At 68.0% G+C, this 18,119-nt stretch carries 9 protein-coding genes and 1 pseudogene; 7 read left to right on the top strand and 3 right to left on the bottom strand.

Annotation, left to right across the window (positions count from 1 at the left end; genetic code table 11):
- The first annotated feature begins 174 nt into the window (after positions 1-174).
- The 3 genes from ABZ794_RS18005 (at position 175) to ABZ794_RS17995 (ending at position 8,466) form a co-directional block, all read left to right on the top strand.
- Positions 175-3,291: a hypothetical protein gene (locus ABZ794_RS18005; RefSeq protein WP_357516388.1), complete on the top strand. Its 3,117-nt coding sequence runs from the start codon at positions 175-177 to the stop codon at positions 3,289-3,291.
- Entirely contained in the window at positions 3,288-8,216 is a 4,929-nt protein-coding gene (locus ABZ794_RS18000; RefSeq protein WP_357516386.1) for a DEAD/DEAH box helicase, read from the top strand. Before ABZ794_RS18005 ends, ABZ794_RS18000 begins: the two co-directional genes overlap by 4 nt.
- Positions 8,217-8,277: 61 nt before the next feature.
- Positions 8,278-8,466: a hypothetical protein gene (locus ABZ794_RS17995; protein ID WP_357516633.1), complete on the top strand. Its 189-nt coding sequence runs from the start codon at positions 8,278-8,280 to the stop codon at positions 8,464-8,466.
- On the opposite strand, the gene ABZ794_RS17990 is transcribed toward ABZ794_RS17995, so the two are convergent.
- Positions 8,463-9,383 (bottom strand): hypothetical protein, encoded by a 921-nt coding sequence (locus tag ABZ794_RS17990; protein ID WP_357516384.1) that lies wholly within the window; start codon positions 9,381-9,383, stop codon positions 8,463-8,465. The genes ABZ794_RS17995 and ABZ794_RS17990 overlap by 4 nt on opposite strands.
- A 391-nt stretch (positions 9,384-9,774) precedes the next feature.
- Between ABZ794_RS17990 and ABZ794_RS17985 the strand changes: the two are divergent.
- From ABZ794_RS17985 to ABZ794_RS17975, 3 genes and pseudogenes are all read left to right on the top strand, one after another.
- Positions 9,775-10,101, top strand: a pseudogene (locus ABZ794_RS17985) (IS701 family transposase); the annotation flags it as partial.
- Between the two features lie 74 nt (positions 10,102-10,175).
- On the top strand, positions 10,176-12,437 hold the full coding sequence (locus ABZ794_RS17980) for a restriction endonuclease (RefSeq protein WP_357516382.1): 2,262 nt from the start codon (positions 10,176-10,178) through the stop codon (positions 12,435-12,437).
- A 267-nt stretch (positions 12,438-12,704) separates the two neighbouring features.
- Positions 12,705-13,646 carry a hypothetical protein gene (locus ABZ794_RS17975; protein ID WP_357516380.1) on the top strand — a complete coding sequence of 314 codons (942 nt, stop codon included), beginning with the start codon at positions 12,705-12,707 and terminating at the stop codon, positions 13,644-13,646.
- On the opposite strand, the gene ABZ794_RS17970 is transcribed toward ABZ794_RS17975, so the two are convergent.
- A complete protein-coding gene (locus ABZ794_RS17970; protein WP_357516378.1) occupies positions 13,624-14,658 on the bottom strand; it encodes an effector-associated domain EAD1-containing protein in 1,035 nt (344 codons plus the stop codon). The two genes, ABZ794_RS17975 and ABZ794_RS17970, sit on opposite strands and share 23 nt — an antisense overlap.
- Between ABZ794_RS17970 and ABZ794_RS17965 the strand changes: the two genes are divergently transcribed.
- The gene (locus tag ABZ794_RS17965; protein ID WP_357516376.1) at positions 14,651-15,109 is read left to right on the top strand and encodes a toll/interleukin-1 receptor domain-containing protein; all 459 of its coding nucleotides are present in this window, start codon (positions 14,651-14,653) and stop codon (positions 15,107-15,109) included. The genes ABZ794_RS17970 and ABZ794_RS17965 overlap by 8 nt on opposite strands.
- On the opposite strand, the gene ABZ794_RS17960 is transcribed toward ABZ794_RS17965, so the two are convergent.
- On the bottom strand, positions 15,021-16,787 hold the full coding sequence (locus tag ABZ794_RS17960; protein WP_357516374.1) for a macro domain-containing protein: 1,767 nt from the start codon (positions 16,785-16,787) through the stop codon (positions 15,021-15,023). The genes ABZ794_RS17965 and ABZ794_RS17960 overlap by 89 nt on opposite strands.
- Between the last annotated feature and the right edge of the window lie 1,332 nt (positions 16,788-18,119).

Here is an 18,119-nt window from a genome sequence, read left to right as displayed (position 1 = left end):
CTTCGGCTCCGGGAAGACGAGTGGGCGCCAGCCCTGCGCGCGGTGTCGCTGGTCGCCGAGATTGATGCACCGGAGGACCACGCCAAAGAGGTCATCCGCGCCCTGGGACGAGTCTTTTGGCTCAGTGCCCCCCTCGACCGACAGCGGCTGCTCACCCGTCATTACCCCGCGTGCTTGGTCGTCGGACTGGCCGGGCTCGGTGCCGTCGGGTACGAGCACGGCGACTACTGGAGCGCCGTCCACAACGAGGCGCCGGGTCAGGTTGACCAGACGTTCTGGGGGAGGGCCTTCCGCCTCAACCTCGACCACTTCCGGCTGGCCCGGTTCCCTGGTCTGCCGCAGGTCTACGTCGGTGAGATCCTCATGCATGCCGGGGTCCCCGCGTACTGCCTCGGTGACCTGTTGAATCTCCTCCTGCACCGCCAGGCCCGCGAGCCCGGACTCACTGGCGAGAGCTTTCTCGCTTGGGCGCTCGCGCCGGGCCGTGAGTCGCGGCTGAACGGGACCGACAAGCCGGTGCAGCGGTTCATCCAGCGCGGCGAGGACTACGCCGCGGACCTTGTCGACCGTTGCCTTGACCTGTTGGAACGGCTGCGGCAGCCGGGGTTCACCGCCGACGGACTCGGACTCTCCCCACACCTGATCGAAAGAGCTCAGGCGCTCGCGGAGGCGAAGCAGCTCGACTGGACGGGCAGTTCAGAGCGCATGGAATCGGCTGGGGTGGCGGCGCAGCAGCGCCCTCACCTGGAGTTGGAGCCGTTCGGCCGTGGCCTGATGGTGTGGTTGCCGCCGGTCCACGACGCGCCGGACGGTCGCGTCATGTGGCAGTTGCGCTTCGATGGCGAGGTCGAATCGATTGTCAGCCAGTCCCGCTGGCCTGGCACCAGCGAGACGGCACCCGCAACGGTGGTAGCCATCGCACGCCCCGCGCGTCAGGTGACTGTCGAGTTGGCCGGCTACGACCAGGAGTACGAGCTGGATGTTGTTGACCCGCGAGATCCCCTGTTGGTCTTCACCGAGGACGGCCGGCGGGTACCGGCTACCACCGGCCTTCCGCCCGAGCCGGTCTGGTTGCTGTACCCGCAAGAGAGCGACGGCGGTGGGCCGCTCGAGCTGCAGGTGGATGGCGACCTGGTCGACACCTACGACGTGCCGGCCCCGTATGGCTGGCTCGGCTGGACGCTGCGTCGCGCCGACCTTCGTCAGGTGTCGCAACTGCGGCTTGGCCGCGGAGTACCGCGCCGGGTCAAGGGTGCCCGCCGCGCCCAACTACAACTCGCTCAGCCATTGCCCGGAGTGAGCAGCCTCGCCGGCGGACCAGTCATCGCGACGGCCCCACGGCTGACCCTGCCGACCGAGCCCGGCGTGAGCACCGACTGGTCGATCCGGATCCGTCGACCCGGCTCCGGTCAGCTCCTGCACACCGAGAGCCTCTCTTCCAACCACGACACGACGGTCGACCCGTGGCGGGACCTTGCCCGCCCCTTGGTCGGCGCCTACGAGATCACCGTTCGAGGTCCGCTCGGCCGCGGCCTGGCCCGGACGCTGGAGTTCGCCGAGGGTTTGTCCGTCATCTCCCACCCCGCCTGGCGAGAGATCACGGCGGACGGGCTGGAACCGGCCACCGTAGGGGCCGACGCCACCCTGCCCGACCTGTCGGTCACGCCCCCAATGACCCACCTGGGCCCCGCCGACACCGCTGTCGAGCTGCAGCTCGACAGCCCGGGCGGCGCGACCACTGCACGGGTCACGCCCGCCCACATGGCGCTCCAACGGCTGGGCGGCGGCAGCCGCGGCGAATGGTCCCTGCAACCACTGCGTCTGGACACCGAGACGATCGGAGAGGGCGAACTGCTCGTGCGGCTGCCGCGGGCGGCGGACGCACGGTTGATCGTCCGCTCCGGGGGCCGCGAGCTGCAAACCGTTCCGTCCGGAGAGACTTATGGGCAGCCGATGGCCCGGTTTGAGCTCGCGGCCATCGCCGACACGGTCGGCGCCCACGGGCTCGCTCAGCTTGACGTCCGCTTTGATGGGCAGGACTTCCCGGCAGCGCGCTGCGTACCTCGACGCCTCGCCAGCGCGGTGCACCTCGATGACGATCGGCTGGTGCTGGTCGACGGTGTGCGGGCCGAAGGGCTGACGGCCGCGCTGTACCAGGTGTACGCGCCGTGGGAGCCGCCATACTTCGCACGCCTCAGCGCGGACCTGGTCAGCGACCCACTGCCCACGCGGGTCACCACGGCGGGGCCCCTCGTGGCGCTGTTGCGCATCGAGGATCCGTGGTTGCCGTCGGACTGGCCGGAGTGGCCCGGCCGCGACAACGCCTTCGACCTCGCCGAGCTGAAGTGGCAGCCGACCGGCCAGGACCCGGCGGGTGAGGCGGTCTCGGCATACCTGGCCGGAGCAAGTGCCCTGCCCGACCGACCAGACATCGCGCCGCTGCTGTTCGACCTCTACCCGCGCGCGGACGACCTTTATGCCCGGGGCGTCACGGCCAACATTCGGGGCGCCGCAGCGCTCCTGCGCCCGCATCCCGCCGCCGCGCTGGCCGCGCTCACCAAGCACCGCGCCTCGGCCGACCAGGTGGTCGCGCCCCTGGTGCACTCCGGTCTGATCGCCCTGCCTCCCGACAGGTACGTCAGTGCGTCCGACGAGGCGCGGCTATGGACGGCGATCCCGCTGGCCGCAATGCTCGCCTCGGCCCACCGGCTGCCTGACATCGCCTCCCATGCCGATCTGGGCGAACAGATCGCCGCGGTGTGCGGGGAAGTGGCAGCACATCTGCTCGCCGGCGGCCCCGATCCGCACGAGACGGTCGGCAGGTTCGACCAGTCGGCCGAGGTGTTCGCGATGCTGCCGGCCGAGGAACGCGACCGGGTGTGGCGGGCGATGCGCGTCGTCCCCGGCGGCCTGCTCGACGCCGACGAACGGATGGTTGCGGCCCGCCACCTGTTCGAGGTACGGGTGCGGCCCGGCCTGGGACGGCTCTCCAGTAACGCGGAGGGGCTGCTGCGCGCCCTGCAAAAGCCCTTGGCCGAGTGCGGTGGGCCGCGGGCGGTGTCCGCGCTGCAGGCCCGCAACCCGACTCGAGGGTGGCTCGCTCTCCCCGCACTGTCGCTGGCGTTCGCCTTCGTGGCGCGGCTGGCCGCCCGAGGGCACGCGGCCCCGGCCGGGCTGCTGCCACGAATCCTTCCCCTACACGCGACCCTCGCCCGCAGCGCGCCGCGTCTCGTCGCCATCGACCTTCTCCTCGCGGAGTTCCTCCTGACCGGAGCCGGAGCAGCCGAATGATCCTCGACCCCCTCGCCACCAGCGACGCGATCGTCTCCACCTACCGGCGCTATCTTCGTTCCCTCGTGGAGCCGAAGGATCCCCGGCTCGCGAGCGCGCTCGAAACTGCGATCGGTGACGCGATCAACCAGGAGATCACCAAGGGACCGCTGCTCGAGGCGACCCCGCCCTACGTCACCAGCGCCACGCCCCGGCAGCTCATCGACGCGGGCGTGCTCGATCCCGGCATCGCCAGCCTGCGCGCCGGGCTGGCCATGGACCGTCCGCTCTACCAACACCAGGAGCGGGCGATCCGGAAGGCAACCGCAGGGCGCAACATCGTCGTCGCCACCGGCACCGGATCCGGCAAGACCGAGAGCTTCCTCATCCCCATCCTGAACCGGCTGATGGCCGAACGTGCGGCGGGCACCCTCGGGCCTGGCGTGCGGGCGCTGCTGCTGTACCCGATGAACGCGCTGGCCAACGACCAGATGAAGCGGCTGCGGGGCCTGCTGGCCGAAGCGCCGGACATTACCTTTGGCCGGTACACGGGTGAGACCCGCCGCAGTCGCCGGGAGGCCGTGGAGGTCTTCGAGCAGCAGAACCCTGGCGAGCAGCCGCTGCCAAACGAACTGCTCAGCCGGGAGGAGATGCAGCAGCGACCGCCGCACCTCCTGCTGACCAACTACGCCATGCTCGAATACCTGCTGCTGCGGCCCTTGGACATGGACCTGTTCGAGGGTAAGCACGCCGGGCACTGGCAGTTCATTGTCGTCGACGAGGCGCACGTCTACGACGGGGCTCGCGGGGCCGAGCTCGCGATGCTGCTGCGCCGACTCGCCGATCGGGTGGATTCGGGCCGGCCGGTGCAGTGCATCGCGACGAGCGCGACCGTCGGTAGCGACATGTCCGCCGTGGTCGACTTCGCTGCCTCCCTCTTCCCCGTCCCCTTCGAGTACGACCCCGCCGATGACGCGAGGCAGGACGTCATCACCGCCGACCGGGTCCAGCTGCCACCCGGGCCCGAGTGGGGACCCCTGCCCGCCGCGGCGTACGAGAAGCTGCTTAACGCGCCGGATCCCGCCGGCGCCGTCGTGGCCCACGCCCGCGAGCACGGGTACGCCGGGGACGACCCCGCCGAGGCGCTGGCGTACGAGCAGCGCGTTCGCCGGCTCAAGGCGCTACTCGCCCACGGGCCGATACCGCTGCACGAGGTCGCCCAGGCCCTGTTCCCCGGTAGCGGCGCGTCCGAGACCGCCTCGATGGTCGCCCTGGCCAACAGCGTGCACGACAAGGACGGCACCCCGGTGCTCTCCGCCCGCTACCACCTCTTCGCCCGCGCGACGGAAGGAGCATTCGCCTGCCTCGGAGCCAACGGGCCGCACGTCAGTCTGACCCGGCACGAGCGCTGCGGACGATGCGGCGACGCCGCCTTCGAGTTCGGCACCTGCCGCCGCTGCGGCACCGTCTACCTCATGGGCACACTGGAGCGGGTCGGCACCTTCACCGTGTTCCGCTCCCGCCGCTCCCGCGACGAGCAGCAGGTGTGGATGGCGCTGGTCGACGACGTGGCGACCGACGAGGACGAGGAGATGTTCAGCGGTGCCGCCCAGGCGGCCGGCGAGCTGGGCGCGCTGTGCACCCGCTGCGGGGTGTTCCAGATCGGTAAGGCAGCCAAGTGCCCGCGCTGCCCGGACGGCGCCATGCGGGCCGTACGTTTCCTACGGCAGCGCAGCGACGAGCTCACCGCATGCCTCTCGTGCGGGGGACGCGGAGCCGGCCTGATCCGACTCTTCGCCAGCGGCAACGAAGCATCCGCCTCGGTCCTCGCGACCGCCCTCTATCAGAAGCTGCCCGTGGCCTCTGACCCCATCCAGCGGGGCCTACGAGGCGGCGGGCGCAAGCTGCTGCTGTTCAGCGACAGCCGGCAGTCCGCGGCGTACTTCGCGCCGTACCTCGAAGACTCCTACGAGCGGGTGCAGCGCCGGCGGCTGCTCCACGAGGGTGCCGTCGCCGCTGCGGCGGCCGACGACGAGGTTCGCCTCACCGACGTCATCTACCACACCTCCCGAGTAGCCGACCGTTACGGCATCTTCGAACGGCGGCAGAGCCGACAGGCCCGGGAAAGGCAGGTCGCCCTCTGGGCACAGATCGAGGCCGTCGGCGTCGACGAACGCAACTCCCTGGAGGGCAGGGGACTCATCGCCTGGGACATGTCCCGCGACCCCGCCTGGCTACCACCCCAGCCGCTACTCGCCCTCGGCCTCACCGACGAAGAGGTCTGGGCGTTGCTCTCCGAGTTGATCCGATCGATTCGGCTCCAGGGCGCCGTCGGTGCACTCGACGGAGTGGACCCCCGCGACGAGGCGTTCCAGCCGCGGCTCGGCCCGATCTACGTACGCGGCACCGGCTCCGACGCCCGCCGCAAGGTCCTCAGCTGGCTGCCGACCAAGGGGACCAACCGGCGGGCCGACTTCGTGACCCGCGTGCTTGCACGGCTAGACCAACAGGCCGACCCGATCCAACTGCTCGAGGGCGTGTGGCGCCTACTGACCAAGGGACCACAGGCCGAGTGGCTGATCGCCGGCACCGAAGCCGGCATCGGCCAGGTCCACCAACTCGACTCCGCCCTGATCACCTGCACGCCGACGGCCGGCGGCCTGAGCATGTGGCAGTGCAGCAGGTGCCGAAAGCTCACCCCGTTCAACGTGCGCGCCACCTGCCCCACCATGGCCTGCACCGGCGACCTCGAACCATGGACGCTCCCTGCTGCGGACACCGACCCGGACCACTACCGCAACGTCTACCGGGACATGAACCCAGTGCCGCTGCGCGTCCTCGAACACACCGCCCAGTGGACCAGCGAACGAGCCGCTGAAATCCAGCAGCAATTCGTCCGCGGCGAAGTCAACGCCCTCTCCTGCTCCACCACGTTCGAACTCGGTGTCGACGTCGGTGAGCTGCAAGCCGTCATGCTGCGCAACATGCCTCCGACCACCGCGAACTACGTCCAGCGGGCCGGTCGGGCCGGCCGTCGAACCGATTCAGCCGCGCTCGTGCTCACCTATGCCCAGCGCCGCTCGCATGACCTATCCCGTTTCGCCGAGCCTGACCGGATGATCGCCGGGGAGGTCCGGGCGCCGTACGTGCCCCTGACCAACGTGCGCATCGATCGGCGGCACGCCCACTCCGTCGCGCTCGCTGCATTCTTCCGGCAGCAATTCCGGTTCCACGGCACCATCTGGCGTACAGCAGGGGAGTTCTTCCTGCCAGGTGACAACGGGATCGCCCCGGTCACGTTGGTCCGCGACTTCCTTACACCGGTGCCGCCGCAGGTCACCGACTCGCTGCGGCAAGTGCTGCCGGCCGAGGTTCGCGACATAATCGGCGTCGACTCCGAAGAGTGGGTCAAGCAGCTGGTCGACCTGCTGGAGTCGGTCCGGGCCGAGCTGCAGCAGGATGTCGACACGTACGAGCAGAAGCGGCAGGAGGCCTTCAGCGCCCGGCAGGACGACAAGGCCGCGCGGTACGGCCGGGTGATGAACACGATCACTCGCCGCGAGCTGCTCGGGTTGCTCGCCAACCGAAACGTCCTGCCGAAGTACGGATTTCCCGTCGACACCGTCGAGCTGCGGCTGGCTTTCGCGGACGCCCCCATCGCCAAGCAACTGGAGCTGTCTAGAGACCTTTCGTCGGCCATCTACGAGTACGCGCCCGGTGCGGAGGTCGTCGCCGGGGGACTGGTCTGGCAGTCGGCCGGCCTGTACCGGCTGCCCGGACGCGACCTTGAGCGACGCTACTACGCGGTGTGCGACGGATGCGGCCACTACCGCGACTCGATCGACCGCCTCGACCAAGAGTGCCCGGCCTGCGGCGCCGCCCTCGTTGGAGTACCCCGTCAGTACGCCATTCCCGTCTTCGGGTTCGTCGCGGCACGCGGTACCGGCCGGCGACCCACCAGTGCGCCGCGACGGGCCTGGCACGGCGCAACCCATGTCGTGTCGCCCGGCGCTGAGCTCTACGCGGACAAGTTGGACCTCGCCGGAGGTGCAATCACCATCCGGGCCGGTGCACGGGGCGAGCTGGTAGCAATCAGCGACGGCGCGATGGGACGCGGCTTTCTCGTCTGCGCGACCTGTGGCTTCGCCAACCGGGCCATCGACGGTCGGGTCGACCACCAGAGTCCACTCAGCGGCCGCGAGTGCCGTGGCCGCATGGAGAACCTGTCGCTAGCCCACAAATATCAGACGGACGTCCTCGACCTGAGCTTCGACGGTGCGGTCGTGATCGGAGTCGAGGACAACGCCTGGCGATCGGTCGCGTACGCACTAGTCGAGGGCGCGGTACGCGCGCTCGAGATCTCCCGCGACGACATCGACGCGACGGTCTACCGAACCGAAGCCGGCCGCAGCGTGATCATGCTCTACGACACCGTGCCCGGCGGAGCCGGCCACGTCCGGCGCATCGCCGAGCGGCTGCGGGGCGTCCTCGACCAAGCCCTCCAGCGGGTCCGCGACTGTGAATGCGGCCCGGAAACCAGCTGCTACCGCTGCCTGCGGGTGTTCCGCAACGAGCGTTACCACGAGCAGCTACGTCGTGGCGTGGCCGCGGACGTGCTCAGCCGCCTCCTCGGCAAGCACGACCAAGCACCCGTCGGAGCGCTGCGGGTCTCGCTCTCGGACGTCGGGCCCGCACTTACCGCGACCTGCCGATTCCTCGTGACGGAGGCGCCCGGCGAGGTCTTCGAGCCCGTCACCTCCGGGCAACTCGACCTCTACGAAGGTCGTGTTGTCCTCGCCCGCCGCGACGGCGACGCCGCGGTGGGGCGGCTATGGCTACGGCGCGATGCCGACGGTGTGGTCGGGGCGGGCCTGCAGCCTATAGCCGGAGCGCCGTTGGATGACCGTGCAGACGATCTCATGCTGGTGGGCGTTGCTGTGTGGTGATGTGGGGCTGGCGGCAGTTCCGGATGCCCCTCCCTGGTCGTCGCCGTGGCCCCGTTGGAGCGTGACGACTTCGGTCATCGGCATTCGTCAACCATTCTTAGGGCTCGCTTCACATTGTTGTCACCTCGTCGACCACACCTACCGCCAAGCGATCACCGCCGCCGGCACCGGCTGCGCCGGCACCGGCTGCGCCGGCACCGGCTGCGCCGCCGCCCTCGACGCCGGGCGCCACCTCGCCACCATGTCCTAACTGCCTTCTCCCGCCGCCGTCCCGGAGATGGCCGGGCACCGGTCACTCATGGGCAAGAGGCGGCCCCCGAACACATCGACATCGCGGGTTGCCGGTGCGAGATCGACGTCGTCGGTCTGCAGGTGCAGGTTGATCACGTCGAAGCCGTCTCCAAGCAGGGCGGCGCGGGCGCCTTGGGCGACTCCGAGGCATGCGGTGACGACGCCGACGAAGGCGGCGCCGACGGCGGTCCCGGCGAGTTGTACCGATCCGCAGGGATCGCGTCGCTCAAGGTCGGCGAGGGCGGCCGTGGCAGCACGTCGTTGCTGCGAAACGTTCTCCTTCCAGCCGGGGACCTCGTCGCTGGGGACCTGAGCGGGGAATCGGCGCAGGAGCAGGGCGTTGAAGTCGGCCGGTCCGACGCCGAGTCCGGCGTCTATGGCCAGCTTCCAGCCAACTCCGGAGATGAGCCTGCGAGGGTCGAGGCTGTCGACGCCGAGCAGCGCGACATGGTGGTTCTCGGTTAGGACGCGGCTGGTGTGATCGAGTCTCCGGTCGAGGATGACGACGTCGTAACCGGCCCGCTCGAGGACTGCCTCGGCCAGACGGGTCTTGCGGACCGGCACCGGCTTCATCGGGGTGAGGAGGCCGGTGCTGTGGTTGGCGTCCACGACGCGTTGCGTGTCCTGCAGGACCACCTCGACCCGGGACGGGTCGGCGTAGGTGAGCCAGGACATCACCCAGGCGTAGGCCTGGCCGAGGTGACCGAGGCCAACGATCCACCAGGCTCCCGGTGCGTGGGTCAGTTCGGGCCCGTCGGCGCTGGCCCCCGGCTGCCAGAGGTTGACGGTGATGGTGCGCCGGCCGGCGTCGCTGCCTGGGCGGTTCCGGATCGCGCCGAAGGCCTCGTGCACACCGAAGGCCCCGGCGGCGCGCATCGGCCAACAGCGCGTCGATCGCCTCCGGAGCGAGCAGTCCCGCGGCCTTCGCCGCAGCCTCGCTATCCACGATCACCGCCGGCGGCGCAGACGACTCAACACCGTCCACCGATTCCTGAGAAACATCCATAACTGCCATGAATGAAACCCTCCCTGAACAGGCAAGACACATCCTGCCCGCCCGATTGGGCCACCCCTCACCCACAGTTCATCTGACACGCCCGTCCTCTCTCCCCGCCGCCAGGTCGCACGCCTGGACTCGGAGCCCACTGACCGAGCCCGTGCTGTCATCCCTGTCTCGGCTGCTGCCTCGCTCGCGCTGGTCGACGTTCTTCGTCACCCCGCCCACTTTGCTGCGCTGGCACCGGCATCTCGTCGCCGGGAAGTGGTCTCCCACTGGAATATCGAGGAGCTGTTCCAGACCGGCAAAGGTCAGGTCGGCCTGGACCACTACCAGGTCCACAGCTGGACCGGCTGGGCACCGCTTCACACCCTGGCCATGCTCGCCCTGGCCGTCCTGACCATCCTCGCCGCCCAGGAACCCGACACCGACCCGGAGACCATCGCGTTGACTGTCGCCGAAATCCGCCGACTCCTCAATGCCCTCGTCCTAGCCGTGACGCTCCCACCAGCACATGCCCTGCACTGGTCGCTCTGGCGACGAACATCCCAAGCCCGAGCCCGACTAGCCGACTACCAGCGCAGACAGGCCAAGTGACGTTGGAGTATTAGGGCCCCGATGCGAGACAATCCCTACCGAAAGCTCCGCTCGGGCCCCGAGGAAGGATGCGAATGGACGGCTTTGACCTCGGACGCCTCACCGACCATGACTTCGAAGAGGTGTGTCGCGATTTGTTCGGTGAGCTTCTCGGCCTCCGGCTGGAAATCTTTCCGCGCGGGCCGGACGGCGGCATCGATCTGCGGCATATGGCCACCGACGGAACGACAACCATCGTGCAATGCAAGCACTGGTGGAAGTCGGGCCGCTCCAAGCTCGAAAGTCATCTACGCAACGAGGAATTTCCCAAGGTCCGCGATGCACGTCCCGACCGGTACATCATCGCAACTTCGGTCGAGCTCACTGATACGAGTAAGCAGCGGATCCGCCGTGAATTCGATCCCTACGTCAAGACCACCGGCGACATCTTTGGCCTCGACGACATCGTGGCAGCCCTCCGCGAGCGACCCGGCATCGTCGAGCGGCATTTCCGCCTTTGGATGAGCGGGACAGCGGTACTGCAGGGGGTGCTGCATCAGGAGAACTACCTGCGGGCTTCCTGGCTCCGTGAGGAGTTACCGCACGTGGCGACTACGTTCGTGCCCCACTCCGGATTCGAACGAGCCCGGCGCGTGCTCGAAGATCAGCGCGTCTGCATCCTCACCGGCACCCCCGGCGTGGGGAAGACCACCACGGCGATGATGCTTGCGGCTTGGCTCATGGGCCGCGGTCACCAGCTTTATGAGGTCTCCGAGAATGCCTCAGAGGTGCTCAACCTGTGGCGCGAGGACGAAGCGCAGGTCTTCGTCTACGACGACTTCCTCGGCGGGACGACGCTGGACCGGCTACTGAGTAAGAACGAGGACCGTCGGCTGCTGTTGCTGATCCACCGGATCCGCCAAACGCCGGGCAAGGCACTCATCATGACGACTCGTGACTACATTCTCGAAGAGGCTCGCCGTAAGTACGACAAACTCTCAAAGGACGCCCTGTCACTCATCACCAGCACCGTCCGCCTTGACGATCTCGATCTTCTCGTCCGCGGTCAGATTCTCTACAACCACGTGTATCGAAGCACGGTATCCAGGGCGCAGAAGGCGCGGTTCGCCGAGCTGGCGGTGTGGCGGCCTATCGTTGAGCACCCGAACTTCAACCCCCGTCCGATCGAAGAGACTCTCCGGCTGGCCGGCTCCGACGACCACGACGTCGCCGCGACACTTCTGGCAAACCTCGCCGATCCGTGGCGCATCTGGGACCGCATCGTCGAGAATGATCTTGAAGAGGGGGCAGTGCACGTCCTAGAGGTGCTCTTTACCTTTGAGAGCGCCTCCGTAGAGGAACTGCGCGAATCCTGGTCGTGGTACCGCACGGAGATGGGGAAGCCGAACGATGGCCGAGTCATCCGGGGCGCGCTCCAAGTGCTCGATGGCACGATGGTGCGAATCGATGTAGGTGAGATCGCCTTCCACAACCCATCCATCGCCGACTACCTACGACGGCACCTGAACGCAGGACGCGCCGACATTCCTGCCCTGATCGCTGCGGTCGTCGACGTGAAGCAGGCGTACCGGCTCGTGGAGGCAGCTGGGATGGCCGACGGCACGCATATCCTCGCTCAGCTCAGGGCGCATCCACGACAGGTCGCGGCAATGTTTGCCGGAGTCGAGGACACAGTCGAGCAGTCCCTATCCCCGGCGGACGACAGCTTCGCGGCACATCTCGTACGCCTCGTCGGGATTGCCGAGGATCTAGACTCACGCGAACTAGCCTGCTACATCGTCAGGCAGACCGACGAGCACATCACCCATTCACAACCCCTCCCGCACGTGGTCGAACTGGCCGAGCGACTTCGGCAGAGTGAGCTCATTCCTGCGAGCCACAGCAGGCAGTTTCAGCGGGATGTGGCGAACCAAATCCGCTACGACCTCTGCCAGGTGATCGCTGATCGTCACTTCGATAACGCTCGTAAGTCGCTCGCCATGCTGGAGCGAGTGTCGGACGAAGCCGCGGAACCCGCAGCAGCGCAACTCGTGGAACTGGCGCTGGAAAGACTGTCCGAATTTGCCGGGGCCGAGGAAGAACGCCTGCAGCACTGGGACGTCGCAGCCATGGATGACGTGCTGGATTTCCTCGTTCTACGGGGGCAAGTTACCTTGGACGACGACGAGGTTGTCGTTGTCCAAGGCAAGATCGACCGATTCGAGGCACGCCAGAAGCAGCCTGCTCCGCACCAGGCGGGTCCGCTTCCCCGTAATGATGTCGAGCGGGACCGAGCGTCCGTGTCACGGCTCATGAATAATCTCGTCGACGTCGATAAAGCCGCCGACGCCAGCTAGAGCGACAGCCGCGGATCGGTGACGAGGCGGCGGATGCGTTGGACGGGCTCGCAGTCTGCACGGGCAGCCAACCAGGGGCAACTTCAGACAAGGAGCTAACCGACGGACGTAATCGGGAAGCATGGCCGCAGCGCGTGTACCAGTAATCGGTTTTGTGTCGACCCCCGCTCTGCCGCACCCCGGGACCTGGCGCACGCGCGATTGCGGCGACACCCATCCGCCGCTCAATAGCTCTACTACCGGTCGGTCTTCAAGTGAAGGGACACCATGGCGCATCTCGCCTATAGTTCGGACCACATCCCCGTCTCCAGCGCGCAGCTCGTCGCCTGGCGGGGCTCCAAAGTGGGCTCGACTTTACGGCTAAGCGGCCCCTGCCCGGCCTGCCACCACGACATGCCAACAGTGGTGTCGCTGACCAGCACCTCGCTGGAGGGCACGGACCGTGAGCCGCAGCCCGACAAACTGACCGTGTCGATCCACTGCAGCTGCGGGCGGGCACACCCCGGCTGGCCCGGGGCCCCGCCGAAGGGCTGCGGCCGGTCCTGGACCGGCACAGTTCAGGTGGCGGTCGACGGCCGCGTCACGATCGTCCCGCCCCACGACCCGTTCCTGGCCGAGGCGGCCGAGGCGCTGCGACTGTCGCAGGCCGGGCAGCTCGAACGGCTCCGTTCGGCCGGCGAGAAGTGGATAGCCGGCATCACCGCGCTATTCGGCGTTCTTGGCGTTCTCGGCCTGACCCTGAGCGCCGACCAGATCCGCAAGCTGGCCCTAGGCGGTCGCGTCACCGTCGCCGTGGTCCTCGCCGTCGCGGTCGTCGCTGCTGGGGTGGCGATCGTGCGCGCTTACCAGGCCGCGTACGGCTGGCCCCGTACGCGATCAATCTCGGACGACGCCGAGCTGCGGGCCTGGTATGACGATCACCAGGCCCAGACCGGGATCACCGCAGCTCGGCTACGAGAAGCGGCAGCGGCCGCCGGACTGGTCCTGGCCTTTTTGACCGTGGCCGGCGGCCTCACCTGGTTCCTGCCCCCGGCTAAGCCCGAGGCGCCGATCCTCAAGGTGACGACGAGCGATCAGGCGATTGTCTGCGGCACCTTACTATCGTCCAGGACAGACGCCGTCCTCCAAGTGCGCCGGGCCGACGACGGCACCGTTGAGATGATTCCCGTTAGCGACATCTTGCGATTCACAACAGTGGGAAAGTGCTAAACACCGCCCCAGCCGGGACCGCCCGGTTGTGATCGGGCACGTGCCAGGTGGACGTATCCGGGTCGCCGGCCTGGTGGATCGCGGCTAGCTCCATGCCCAGGGTAAAGCACGGTGACCCGGACGATCCCTTCTCGGTGTTGGCCGAGTGACGTAGGCGCGTGCCGTTCGCGTTCACCTCGAGCACCTGCCCGAATGAGAGCTGCATGGGCTTGCCTTGCATGTGATGAAGCACGAGTAGGTCGTCGCCGGACCGCAACGGCTCGCGGAACACTTGCTCGATCCAGCCGCGTCGCTCGGCACCGGGCTCGGCGTTCGCGCCGACGGGTTGGTGGCCGGGCTCACCGGCGACGCGCAGCAGGGCGAAGTCCAACTCCGTCAGCGCGGGTGTCTGATCAGCCGGGCCGGGCTGCTCCTCGGATGCGCTGGCTGGCGCGAAAGCGACGTTCCAGTCGCCGGCCAGCCCGAAGACGGTGCCGCCAGGGCTGTCGTACTTGTAGTCGAAGCGCAGGGCCACGTCGGAGGCGGACAGGCCGCCGGTGAACAGGCCACGGACGACGTGATAGCCGGTCAGGCACAGGCCGGGACCAACCAGGAAGCCCGTGCCCAGCGCGGCCGAGCCCACCGCGGTGCGGCGCTCGACTCGGCACACTTGGCCCTCGGCAGCAGCGAGCGCGGCCCGGAACCGCTCGGGCCGGATCTCCGGGGCACGTGTGTTGAGAATGCTCTCCAGGCTGCTTGACTTGACGGTCAGGTGCAGCCGCTGGGCGACTTCGAAGATCCGGGCGTCGGACGGCCGCGACTGCCGGGCGGCCAGCACGAGCTTGTCGTCCCAGCCCTCGGACCTCGCGCCCATGATCAGCTCGAACACGATGGACTCGTAGTCGCGGGCCATCGTGATCCGGTCCAGGCGCTTGCCGAGCCGGTAGAAGAGCATCTGCTTCAGTCGATCCGGCTCGAAGGCGTCCAGCAACGCCTCGCTAAACAGCCGCACGGTGAGGTGGTCGATGGCCATCGCCGCATCCTGCCACCCGGCCGGACGGCCGGGCAGCCGCCCTGCCTGGCCGCCCGGTACCATCAAAGGCGCAGCGACGGCGGAGGTGACAGACGTGTACGGCACCATCTTTGTCAGCCACAGTCGGCGCAACCGGGCCGACGCCGAGACTCTTGTGTCGTGGCTGCGCCTTGCCGGGCTGCCGGCCTGGATCTCCGGGCCGCAGCTGCACTGCCCTCTCTGGCAGCAAGAGATCTTCCCTCACCTCGAACGCAGCGCCGTGGTGCTCGTGCTGGCAAGCTCCGAGGCCGCCGCAGCCGATGGCGTCGCGCAGGAAATCGCTTATGCGAAAGCGCTGGACAAGCCGATTGTCTACGTCCCGGTTAGGGCGTTCTCGCGATCCGGAAGAGCCCTGTGGCCGATGGGTCCGATGGGTGGGCGACGATCCGCAGTTCCCGGCACACCGGCATGACCCGTGTCTGATCCTGGTAGGACGACACGATCAGCCCGAGCAGCTCCTCGCGGCTCAGCTCCATGCGCGACAGGCCGGCGCCAATCACCGGCATGGCCACCATCCGGTCGAGGCTTTGGGGCTGCATCGACCGCCAGAGATTGTCCAGGCTCGCGCGCAGGAAGGCCGTGTTCGAGCCCGCCGTGAGGTTGTTGCCCATCCGGCTGAACGCCACGGCGAAGATCCGCCGCCCGCCGTGGTCGAGGACGGCGACGGTGCCGATGGGATAGCGCAACAGCTTGCCATGCGGCTTGGCGTCGCGGTTCTCCATCGACTCCACCGGCACACCCACGAGCGCGCGGTTGAGGGCGGCGTCGAGCGCCTCGACATCGCCGTCGAAGAGCCGCTGCACGAGCTGGCCCTGCAGGCTCGCGCTGCTGATGATGAGGCTGCCGGCGGTGGCCGTATCGAAAGTGTCGCTGAAGCCGACGACGATGTCTGCGTCCTGCTCGAACAAGTCACCCTGAACAATGGACACCCACCGATCGCCGGCACCGCTGTTCAACGGCCAGCGCAGGAACAGCTGTGCGGCGTCCTGCGCCAGCGCCGACTCCCGGCGCAGGATCTCTAGCTGATCGCGTAGGGCCCCTGCGATCAGCTCGCCCCGCATGGCCAGCGCCAGCCTCTCCCGGAGCTTTGCCTCCAGCCCGGTCTCCTCAGGCCGGCTCTCGGCGGCGAGCATGGCCAGCAGAGTTTCGCAGAGGCGGCGCACCTCCTCGTGCGGCTTGAGGCCCGGACGTCCCGGACGCAGGAACATCGGCAGGTGCGGCAGGACCACTATCGGCTCGCCGTCGGCTGCAAGCAGTACGCCCGACGGTTCGATCTCGCCGAATGTCGTGCCCCAGTTGTGGGCGACGCTCAGGACGTCGGCCAGCCGCGTTCCGATGTCGATCACATCGGCGGCGGGCAGCGGCAGGTCGTAGGCAACGACTTTCTTATCGATGAGCTGTGCGACGTACGGCTGGCTGGTAGCGGTGAACCCCGAGACCAGCAGATCGGCGACGCGTGGGTGCAGCGCCGCTTCGCGAGCCTGTCTTACTTGGGTGTGGAAGCGGTCCTGGTCGTGCCCGCGGGTCAGGGGCGTTCCCTCGACCCGCAGCACGGTGAGCTGTTCCGTCCCCTGCTGGCTGAGGAAGAACGTGGCGGTCCGCCCGCGCATCTCGACGGAGTCAAGCGTCATCTGGGCCCGGCCGCCGACCGCCTCCTCGGCGATCGCCCGCAGCTCGTCTAGGTTGAACACGGCTGCGGGTTGGCTGTCGTACGGTTGCGCCGGCGCGGTTTCGTGGGTGCCGGGTAGGTTGTCGCGAGCCCAGGAGCGCAGCTCGGCGTGCTCCGGCCTGTCCTCGACGGCCGCGCGGACGAGATCGTCTGCCCAGCTCTCGTCCTCTGCCGTCTGCAGCACGGTCAGCATCAGCTGCTCGTGGTTTCGCCCCTCGGGGGCGACGGAGCCAAGCCGCCGCCCAAGCCGCAGGTAGAAGAGGCGTTCGAGGGTGTCCCGGCTTCCGTACGCCTCCAGCATGAGCAGGTAGAGCTCCCGACGCTGCCGGGTAGTGATCGACCAGGCCCCGATCTCGGCACCTCCTGGCTCGACGACGACCGGTAGGTCTGTTCCCCGCCCCCCGGGCTGGTCGTAAAGCATAGCCGACATCGACCGGGCTCATAGAAGGCCTCCGCGAGCGCCGTGATGACAGCGCTGAAGCGCGGGCCGTCGCTGAAGAATTAGTCGGCCATGGTGTTGTGAGCCTCCTGGTTGTCGACGACCGCCTCAGTGACTGCCGCTTGAAAGTCCTGCGATTCCATGAACTGCTTCTTCGGGATCGCTGAGGAGTTGGTGAACATGGTGATGAACAACCTCGCTGGGGTAAGGGTGGATGGGTCCCTCGGCGACTCCATGAGGCCGATGGACCGCCGGTTTTGGGCTGCGGCCAGCTGAGTGCCGCGCTTGGGCTGGGTAGCCACCTCCCTGACGGCGCAGTCCTGCTGTTGGAGTCGACAGCTCGACGATTGCGGCGGGCGGTCGCCGCAGCCGCTGGGTGGCGCTGCCCGAACTGCCGGGTGCCCGTCGGCGCTACCCGTAGGCCGCCAATCGTGGGAGCTGCCGCGGTGGCGGCACTCGGCGAACGACAGTTGCACTTCTTCTGTCAACGGCTGGTAGGAGCGTTAGATGCCCCACGATCTCGTTGGACCGCAACCCTTCACACAGGCTGCCCCTCGAATGACGGCCATGCGGCACCGCCACAGTGTCTTAAGACATGCCGCCCCAAAGAACGCTGTTCTTGCCGCGAATGGTGGGAGGCAAAGCCAGTCAGCATCAAGTTGTCGGAGACGGCTAGAGGGGCTCCGGCTGACGCAGAAGCCGACCCTTCCTCTACGGTCGGCACAGAGATCGCGGTCGGGCAGCGGCCCCGACTGGCCCGCACCGAAGGATGCCATGGCCAGCACGCCGCTGGCGGCATCGAACAATCTTCGCGGTGACTTCGTCTAGCATACGGCGGTGTTGATCAGGACACCCGGCGCGGACACCGGCTCCCGGTCCCTCGGCTACGGGATCGCCCCGTATATCGAGGGCAGGCGTTCGAAGAATCGAACATTCGGCCTGGCCGCCCGCGACCGTCGCCGGGCTGATCTCGGCGGTCACCGGTCAGGTCATCGTGGCCGCCGCACAGCAGAGAGGGTCGTCCGTCGTGCCGGCCGCCTTTCATCACCCGCTCTCTTTGATTAGGGCGGGTGACCGCCCTGACGCCGAGTAGGCAGGTTCCACCGTTTTAGGCGGGAGTTATGGCATCTACGCAAGCTCGCTCCAAGGGGTAAGACATTTCAGTACCGACATGCGTGAAGCGCCTTTTCTAATGGGAAGAATACGCGAGCGAGCTGTCAACCCGTCGATTGCGTGGAGGCGGCGCCTGAGTGAGCGAGGCGCTGAGGACTCGCCGTGTCGCCTGTACCCACGGCTCGGGGTTTCGTAGAGTCC

Source organism: Micromonospora sp. NPDC047187 (assembly GCF_040643355.1).
Taxonomy (GTDB): domain Bacteria; phylum Actinomycetota; class Actinomycetes; order Mycobacteriales; family Micromonosporaceae; genus Micromonospora; species Micromonospora salmantinae.
The sequence above is the reverse complement of the archived record's forward strand: the minus strand, read 5'-3'. Positions and strand labels throughout refer to the sequence as shown.